Genomic DNA, 6,174 nt, shown 5'->3' on the forward strand with positions numbered 1-6,174 from the left:
GTCGCCAAGCTGTGGGACCGGACCATCCTGGCCGTGCGCCGGCACATCGGCGCGACCCCGAGGGGACCGGTCAAGCTCCGCTACGCGAAGGTCGCCGAGTACCAGCGCCGCGGCGTCGTCCACCTGCACGCCCTGCTCCGCCTTGACGCGAACCTGCCCGGCGACCCCCACACGATCGCGGCGCCGCCGTTCGGCATCGCCCCCAACGGCGACCAGATCCCGCTCTACACCGCCGACATGCTCAAGGCGGCTGTCTCGGCTGCTGCCCGCTCGACCGCGCTCACCACGGCACCGCACCCGGCCAAGCCGGACGGGTGGGAACTGAGGTGGGGCGCTCAGGTGGACGTCAAGGTCGTACGGACCGGGCTGCCGGGTGAGTCGCTGACCGAGCAGCACGTCGCGGGATACCTGGCCAAGTACGCCACCAAGGCCACCGAGGTCACCGGCGTCAACGCGGGGCGGATGACGTGGGTGTCGGCCAAGTACTACGCCGGCAACCCGCACAACCACGCTCACCGGCTCATCACCGCCTGCTGGACCCTCGGCGCGGCAGACGGCTGGAACGGGCTGCGTCGCTGGGCACACATGCTCGGGTTCGGCGGCCACTTCGCCACCAAGAGCCGCCGCTACTCCACCACCATGGGCGCACTCCGCGCCGCCCGCCGACCCGACGCCACCAACGGCATCGCGGTCCGCGCCGCGACCCCTGGCCAGCCGGTGGACCAGGCCGACGACGCCGCCGACGACTCCACCGTGCTCGTCATCAACCACTGGCAGCACGTCGGCAACGGCTGGCGCACCACCGGCGACGCCGCACTCGCCGCAATGGCCGCCGATGCCGCTCGCCAGCGAAAGCCTCACCTCGGACCGGCAGACCCCCGTGCGTGACCCGACTCAGGAGAGGACAACCAGCCGTGAGCGCCGCTGACATCCGCCCCCTCTGGACTGTCGCAGACGTCTCCACCTATCTCGGCGTGCCCATCGAGACCTTGTACGCCTGGCGCAAGAGGCACTACGGCCCCGCAGCCGCCCGTGTGGGCAAGCACCTGCGCTACGACCCGACGACCGTCCGCACCTGGTTCGCAAACCAGACAACCGCCAAGTAGGGATCTCCGTGGCACACGTCGAAGACCGCTGGTTCAAGATCGAAACCGGGCCAGACGGCAAGAAAACCAGGGTGAAGACTGCACTTCACGGCACGGGGATGCGGTACCGCGTCCGGTACATCGCACCTGATGGACGCGAGCGTTCGAAGTCGTTCCCCGACCGCGAGAAGAGGGCAGCCGACGCGTTCCTCGTGTCGATCGAGTCCGACAAGCTTCGCGGCAGCTACATCGACCCCGTAGCCGGGCGCATCACCTTCCGCGAGTACGCCGAGCACTGGTTGCGCACTCACGTCGTGGACGAGTCCAGCCGCGAAGGTACCGAGTACCGCATCCGGGGGCATGTCCTGCCCTACTTCGGCGACAGGCAGCTTTCCTCGATCAAGCCGAGCGACATCCGCGAGTGGGATCAAGGGCTTGTCGGCAAGCTGGCGGTGAGCACGCGGTCCGTCACCTTCGCCCACCTTCGCTCGATCTTCTCGGCGGCCGTCGATGACGAACGCATCGCCAAGAACCCGTGTTCAGCCAGCTCGGTCAAGCAGCCACGACCGGTCCCCAAGCGGGTTGTGCCGTGGACGATTCAGCAGGTCACGGCAATTCGCCACGGTTTAGCCGAACGCTACCGCCTGGCCGTCGACCTGGGCGCAGGATGCGGCATGCGGCAGGGCGAGATCTTCGGACTTGGCGTTGACGACATCGAACTCGGCGGGTCCGGTGAGGGCTGGATCCACGTTCAGCGACAAATCAAGATCGTGCGCAACCGGCTGGTGTTCGGGCTGACGAAGAACAACCGCGACCGCCGCATCCCGGCGTCAGCCGAGGTCGGCACCCGGCTCTTGGCCCACATGCAGGGCACTCCCCCGCTGGAGATCACGCTGCCCTGGGAGGAACCGGCGGGCAAGCTCGTCACGGTGATGTTGGTCCTCACCTCCACTCGCGGAAATGCGATCAAGCGGTGGACCTTTGACAACAACGCCTGGCACCCGGCACTCCGCCGCGCCGGCATCAAGCCCGACCGCAGTACCGGGATGCACGCGCTCCGCCATCTCTACGCCTCGACGTTGCTCGACGCTGGAGAGAGCATCAAGGCCCTTGCGGAGTACCTCGGGCACTCAGACCCGGCGTTCACCCTCCGCCAGTACACGCACCTGATGCCCACCAGTGAGACACGGTCACGGGCTGCCATCGACAACCTGTTCCGCTCGCATACGGCCTGATGACGGCCTACGGTGGCGTTGACGGCGAATTTCCGCAGCTCAGTCGGCCTGTATCGCACTCAATCCGGCGTACAGGCCGACTCGTCCGTCCCTGTACCGGTCGGCTGGAGCTGCGGCAGCTCGCGGCTGGTGACCTGCTCCCACATGTCGGCGAAACGCTCCGGATGCTGCCGTGCACGCGAACCCGGCAGCGGGAAGCGACCCGCGCTGCATAAGGTCATACCGGCCGACGACATCGACGGAGGACCATGATGCGCTGGAAGGCCCTGCCCGCAGCCCTACTGCTGCTGGTCGCAGCCGCCTGCACCCCCGACCGGCCGGCTCCGGCCGCGCCGGGAACACCTGCGGGCAGCCCCACCGGGTCAGCGACACCTGCGGGCACCCCTGCCGGGTCAGCCTCCCCCACGGCCACCGCCGACTGCGGAACCCATGACCTGGGCCACCGGGGCGAGCTGCCGCCCGACTCGCTGTCCTGCCTGCTCGACGCCGCCGGCCGGCACCGTTTCGCAGTGCTGCGGGTGACGCTGCTGACCGTCGAGGGCGACCCGATCCGGTTCACGTACACCGTGCAGCAGGACGGGCAGGTCGAGGTGCTCACCGACACCCGCGAGGACGCCTTCGGGTCTCGCGATGTCATGCGGGAGCTGTGCACCGGTCCGGCCGCGGGACCGCCCGCCCTGCAGTTCGCCCGGTGCTCCTCCCCGACACCGGTCCGCTGAGCCCGCACCTGCCCTGCTCGCGACAGGCGTGGCGTTAAGAAGGTGCCCTTCCGCTACCGATAGCGATAAGAAGGTGCCCTTCCTTCGCTGGTGGCGCGGCGGGGGGAGGGGCGGGTGACGGTGGTGGTGGGAGTGGGTGGGTGCTGGAGGTGCAGGGCGGTGGCGTAGACGAAGAGGGTGACGCCGAGCATCTCGCACAGCTCCTCGGCCGAGGCGGCCAGGACGTAGCGCATGGAGGCCCAGCCGGGGGTGAAGCCGATGTTCTCGCGGCCGGAGTAGGCGCCGAGCACCTCGATCCCGGCCGCGCCGCCGAGGAACAGCGCGGCCGCGCCGAGCATGAGCCAGCGCACGCGCGACGGCAGGGCGAGCAGGAAACGCAGGTACGCCAGGGCGAGCACGAGCACCAGCGGCGCGGCGAGCACCAGCCAGGACAGGTACGACGCCTCGCCCGCGTCCAGCACGTCGGCCTGCGCGCCCAGCTCGTGGAACTGCGAGAATTCGTCCAGCGACAGGCCGGTGAAGACGGCCGCGAGCACCCGCCAGTGCCGCCGGAAGCGCGCGTCCGCCCCGCCGAGCTGCCACAGCAGCAGCGCGGCGAGGAACAGCAGCCCGCTGGAGAACCAGGTGGGCAGGTTCTGCTCCTTGTCGACGTAGAAGAACTTGACGATCCGGCCCCAGTACGGGATGAGGTCGTACACCCCGAAGCCGTGGTAGACGACGGTGAACCCGAGGCTGAGCAGGTGGATCGCGGCTACACTCCACAGCAGCACGCGGAGCAGCTTCGATGCCGGCACGTCGAGTCTCATGCCTGACCAACGAACCGGCGACCGTCCACAGCACGGTGTACGCGGCTTCCTCCCCCGGCCGGTTTCGTGCCATAGTCACCCGGTGTCCGATACCCCCGCACGGATGCTCGCGCTCGCCGGTGTCCTGATCGCCCTGCTGAGCCTCGCTGTCGCCGTGGCCGGCTACCGGCGCACCCGGCTGGCCCCGAGCGCGCGGCTGTACCACATCAACAACTTCGGCCCGGGTGACGCGAAGGAGTTCCTGATCGCGACAACGGTGACGAACGGGACACTCGGCGCGGTGCAGGTGGTGACCTGCGAGTTCGAGGTGAAGGGCCTGCGCGGGCGGCACATGGTGGGCGGGCAGAGCCGCAAGGGGCCGGAGTTGCCGTACAAGGTGGAGGGTCACCAGTCGGCCACCTGGACGGTCCCGGTGACCGACGTGGCCGAGCTGCTCAAGGTGTACGGCAAGCAGACCGCGAAGATCCGCGCGGTGCTGGCGCTGGGCAGCGGGCGTGACGTCAAGGGCGGCTGGTTCCGCTTCGACCTGGACAAGTGGGCCGCGGGCGGCGAGAAGGCCAAGCCTGCCGGGGCCCGGCCGCAGAGCCCCGCGAAGTCGAAGGCCTGAGCCGTGAGCGGCGTCGACATGTACTGGCAGCGGGTGCCGGAGGAGGTGCTGGCGGGTTCGCCGCGCCGGTGGTGGGACCGCTCGCCGGTGTTCGACGACGCGGCGTACGAGCAGGCCCTGGCCGACGGCACGCTGCGCGCGGTGCCCGAGCACTACCTGCTGCTGGAGGTGCTGTTCGCGGGCAGCGAAGGGCCTGGTCACCCGGTGGCCGGGCTGGTCGTGTCCGGCGGGGCCTGGCATCCGGTCGACCTGTCCGGGGCGTCCGACGACGAGGTGGGCGTGCTCACCGCCGACGAGGTCCGCGCGGTCTCGGAGTTCCTGCACGGGGCCGAGCCCGCCTCCTGGATCGCGCGGCGGGAGGGCGAGCTGGTCGCGGTGCTGCGCGGTTACTCCACCCGTCCCTGGGACGACCTGCTCGCGCGCCGCCTGGCCCGGCACGCCGAGGGTTTGGCCGCGTTCTACCACCGCGCGGCCGCCGGCGGCGAGGCCGTGGTGAAGGTCCTGGTCGGCTGAGTCCGTGCCCACCACCGCCTACGTCATCGGCTGGTCCGCCGCAGGAAGGCTCGCGGTGATGCCCCGTCCGGCGGGCGGGGAGTCGCTGGCGGACGAGGTCGCGAACCTGCGCCGGAACGGGGTCGACACCGTGGTCTCCGCGCTGACCGGGCCCGAGGGAGACCTACTGGGCCTGCGCGGCGAGGAGCAGGCGGTACGCGCGGCCGGGATGCGTTTCGTGGCCTTCCCGATCCCCGATTTCGGCGTGCCGGACTTCACGGCGTACCAGGAGCTGACGGCGCGCCTCGCCGACGAGGTGCGGGCGGGCAGGTTCGTGCTGGTGCACTGTTTCGGCGGGATCGGCCGGGCCACCGTCATCGCGGGCGGGGTGCTGATCCGGCTCGGCGCGAGCGCCGCGGACGCGATGGCCGCGATCGGTGCCGCGCGTGGGCTTCCGGTGCCGGAGACCGAGCCGCAACGGGCGATCCTGGCGCGCTTGGCCGGGTTGGCGGGTCCTCGCTAGAACTGCGTTCCGCGTGCCGCAAAGCGCGGCGGGGCAACCGATGCCGCGATACGTGCACTGTGGAGCGGTGACATCGGCACTCATAGCAATTTGACTTTTTTACGGATTTCGCCAGCACATGGGCCTTTTGCGGCGCACAGTGATGTCTGGAGCAGCAGTGCGCGGAAGCAAGTGCCGTGGCCACCGCTGTTTCGCGGTTCCGCCGGAGGCATTCCGGCAGGACGTTCCCGTGAGGAGGACAAGCGATGGCCGTAGCCAAGGCCGCAGCGAAGAAGGCCCCAGCGAAGAAGGCCGCTGCCAAGAAGGCGGTAGCCAAGAAGGCTCCGAGCCGGCCGGCCGCGGCGAAGAAGGCCGCGCCTGCCAGGAAGACCTCGCCCGCCAAGAAGACCACGACAGCGCGGAAGACGACCACGGCGAAGAAGACCACCGCCAAGAAGACGTCCCCGGCCAAGAAGGCCACCGCCAAGAAGACCACCGCCGCGAAGAAGACCACCGCAGCACGCAAGACCACGGCGGCCGCCCGCAGCACCGGCGTCAAGAAGGTCACCGCCGCGGTCAAGAAGACGGCCGCCAAGAAGACCACGACGGCGAAGAAGACGACCGCCGCCAAGAAGACGACCCCGATGAAGAAGGCCGCGCCGGCCCGGAAGACGACCACCGCGAAGAAGACCACCGCGGCGAAGAAGACGTCCCCGGCCAAGAAGGCC

Annotated in this window: 9 protein-coding genes; 8 read left to right on the forward strand and 1 reads right to left on the reverse strand. The window is 69.8% G+C overall.

Features of this window, described 5'->3' with window-relative positions; all coding sequences use genetic code 11:
- The 4 genes from Cco03nite_RS41425 to Cco03nite_RS41440 all read left to right on the forward strand — a co-directional run.
- Nucleotides 1-888 (forward strand): replication initiator (locus Cco03nite_RS41425; protein ID WP_373314461.1); only part of this gene is annotated, 888 nt, incomplete at its 5' end.
- A gap of 26 nt (nucleotides 889-914) precedes the next feature.
- A complete protein-coding gene (locus tag Cco03nite_RS41430; RefSeq protein ID WP_203699533.1) occupies nucleotides 915-1,106 on the forward strand; it encodes a helix-turn-helix domain-containing protein in 192 nt (63 codons plus the stop codon).
- Between the two features lie 8 nt (nucleotides 1,107-1,114).
- Nucleotides 1,115-2,320 carry a tyrosine-type recombinase/integrase gene (locus Cco03nite_RS41435; protein ID WP_203699534.1) on the forward strand — a complete coding sequence of 402 codons (1,206 nt, stop codon included), beginning with the start codon at nucleotides 1,115-1,117 and terminating at the stop codon, nucleotides 2,318-2,320.
- 248 nt (nucleotides 2,321-2,568) lie between these two features.
- Nucleotides 2,569-3,039 (forward strand): DUF4362 domain-containing protein, encoded by a 471-nt coding sequence (locus tag Cco03nite_RS41440; RefSeq protein WP_203699535.1) that lies wholly within the window; start codon nucleotides 2,569-2,571, stop codon nucleotides 3,037-3,039.
- A 53-nt stretch (nucleotides 3,040-3,092) separates the two neighbouring features.
- Here the strand turns inward: Cco03nite_RS41440 and Cco03nite_RS41445 are convergent, their stop codons facing one another.
- Nucleotides 3,093-3,845 carry a DUF8692 domain-containing protein gene (locus tag Cco03nite_RS41445; protein WP_203699536.1) on the reverse strand — a complete coding sequence of 251 codons (753 nt, stop codon included), beginning with the start codon at nucleotides 3,843-3,845 and terminating at the stop codon, nucleotides 3,093-3,095.
- 82 nt (nucleotides 3,846-3,927) lie between these two features.
- Here Cco03nite_RS41445 and Cco03nite_RS41450 point away from each other — a divergent pair, with 82 nt between their 5' ends.
- The 4 genes from Cco03nite_RS41450 to Cco03nite_RS41465 all read left to right on the forward strand — a co-directional run.
- Nucleotides 3,928-4,452, forward strand: a complete 525-nt coding sequence (locus Cco03nite_RS41450) for a hypothetical protein (RefSeq protein ID WP_203699537.1) — start codon at nucleotides 3,928-3,930, stop codon at nucleotides 4,450-4,452.
- Nucleotides 4,453-4,455: 3 nt separating this feature from the next.
- Complete coding sequence (locus Cco03nite_RS41455) at nucleotides 4,456-4,965, forward strand: DUF1877 family protein (protein WP_203699538.1); 510 nt, start codon at nucleotides 4,456-4,458, stop codon at nucleotides 4,963-4,965.
- A 4-nt stretch (nucleotides 4,966-4,969) separates the two neighbouring features.
- On the forward strand, nucleotides 4,970-5,467 hold the full coding sequence (locus Cco03nite_RS41460) for a phosphatase domain-containing putative toxin (RefSeq protein WP_203699539.1): 498 nt from the start codon (nucleotides 4,970-4,972) through the stop codon (nucleotides 5,465-5,467).
- Between the two features lie 245 nt (nucleotides 5,468-5,712).
- On the forward strand, nucleotides 5,713-6,174 hold a 462-nt coding region (locus Cco03nite_RS41465; RefSeq protein ID WP_203699540.1), incomplete at its 3' end, for a hypothetical protein.

It is taken from the genome of Catellatospora coxensis, from assembly GCF_016862635.1.
GTDB lineage: Bacteria > Actinomycetota > Actinomycetes > Mycobacteriales > Micromonosporaceae > Catellatospora > Catellatospora coxensis.

What these genes read in the sequence shown, in the direction of transcription:
- Cco03nite_RS41440 (WP_203699535.1), top strand. Translation starts at nt 2,569, where the DNA reads ATGATGCGCTGGAAGGCCCTGCCCGCAGCCCTACTGCTGCTGGTCGCA.
- Cco03nite_RS41445 (WP_203699536.1), bottom strand. Translation starts at nt 3,845, where the DNA reads ATGAGACTCGACGTGCCGGCATCGAAGCTGCTCCGCGTGCTGCTGTGG.